General features: G+C 65.4%; 2 protein-coding genes. Both read right to left on the reverse strand.

Features of this window, described 5'->3' with window-relative positions; translation table 11 throughout:
- A partial coding sequence (gene tsf / locus AC1VAN_RS21565; RefSeq protein ID WP_480986711.1) for a translation elongation factor Ts occupies positions 1-383 on the reverse strand: 383 nt, incomplete at its 3' end.
- A gap of 125 nt (positions 384-508) precedes the next feature.
- On the reverse strand, positions 509-1,312 hold the full coding sequence (gene rpsB / locus AC1VAN_RS21570) for a 30S ribosomal protein S2 (RefSeq protein WP_025877657.1): 804 nt from the start codon (positions 1,310-1,312) through the stop codon (positions 509-511).
- Between the last annotated feature and the right edge of the window lie 214 nt (positions 1,313-1,526).

The following is a 1,526-nucleotide window of genomic DNA, read 5'->3' on the forward strand; positions in this document are numbered from 1 at the left end:
GCGGTCGCGCGGGTTTCTTCGACGGTCTGGCCGGTCGGCAGGGTGGCCGACTTCAGGGCTTCCACGTCGGCGGCGCCCGATGCCAGTGCAGCGGCAGCGACGGAATCGACGAAGTTCTTGAAGTTGATGTCGTTGGCGACGAAGTCGGTTTCCGAGTTGATCTCGACCAGCACGGCCTTGCCGCCGTCCTGGGCCAGGCCCAGACGACCTTCGGCGGCCACGCGGTCAGCCTTCTTGTCGGCCTTGGCAGCGCCGGACTTGCGCAGCGCTTCAGCAGCGGCGTCGATGTTGCCGCCGGCCTCGGTGAGCGCCTTCTTGCAYTCCATCATGCCGGCGCCRGTGCGCTCGCGCAGTTCCTTGACCAGGGAAGCRGTGATTTCCACGGGATTACCTCACGAAAGAAAGGGGTTGGGCCGGCATGGTGGCCGGCCCGTGTGACAGTTTCCTGTCGTCGCGCCATCGGCAGCGGACAGGAAAGGTGGGCGCGTGGCGCCCACCGGGGCCTGGATCAGGCCTGGGCTTCGCCCTTGTCGGCAGCAGCCTTCTTGGCCGGAGCGCGGCGAGCCGGCTTGCCTTCTTCGGCCGGAGCGTCGGCGAACTCTTCTTCACGGACGGTGGCGGCGTGCGGTGCAGCAGCCTTGCCTTCCAGCACGGCGTCAGCAGCGGCGCGTGCGTACAGCTGCACGGCACGGATGGCGTCGTCGTTGCCCGGGATCGCGTAATCCACCAGCTCCGGGTTGTAGTTGGTATCGACGACGGCGATCACCGGGATGCCGAGCTTCTTGGCTTCCTTGATGGCGATGTCTTCGTGGCCGATATCGATGACGAAGATCGCGTCCGGCAGACGGTTCATGTCCTTGATGCCGCCCAGCGAGGCTTCCAGCTTGTCGCGCTCGCGACGCAGGCCCAGCACTTCGTGCTTGACCAGCTTCTCGAAGGTGCCGTCGGATTCACCGGCTTCCAGTTCCTTCAGGCGGGCAACCGACTGCTTGACGGTACGGAAGTTGGTCAGGGTGCCGCCCAGCCAACGCTGGTTCATGAACGGCATGCCGCAACGCTCGGCTTCTTCGCGGATCGACTCACGCGCGCTGCGCTTGGTGCCCAGGAACAGGATGGTGCCGCGCTTCTGGGCAACCGACGAGATGAAGTTCATCGCGTCGTTGAACAGCGGGACGGTCTTTTCCAGGTTGATGATGTGGATCTTGCCGCGGGCGCCGAAGATGTACGGAGCCATTTTCGGGTTCCAGTAGCGGGTCTGGTGGCCGAAGTGGACGCCGGCTTCCAGCATCTGACGCATGGTGACCTGAGGCATTGCAGAACTCCTGATGGGGAACCGGCGATTCCGCCCGCGGGATAGGTATGCGGGACGCGTGGAAGCGCTGAAGGTTCCGGGGTTGGGCTTCCCTGTTGCCTCCGTGGCCGAACTCCTTGCGGAGCACCCCGGCACGGATGGGGGCAGCAGGTGTGGATTCACCGGTGACGTCCGGTGTGGACGGTGTCCCGCGCACGGGGCGGCAGGACATCCC

The organism is Stenotrophomonas sp. 05L44_2 (genome assembly GCF_056665995.1).

What these genes read in the sequence shown, in the direction of transcription:
- rpsB (WP_025877657.1), bottom strand. Translation starts at nt 1,312, where the DNA reads ATGCCTCAGGTCACCATGCGTCAGATGCTGGAAGCCGGCGTCCACTTC.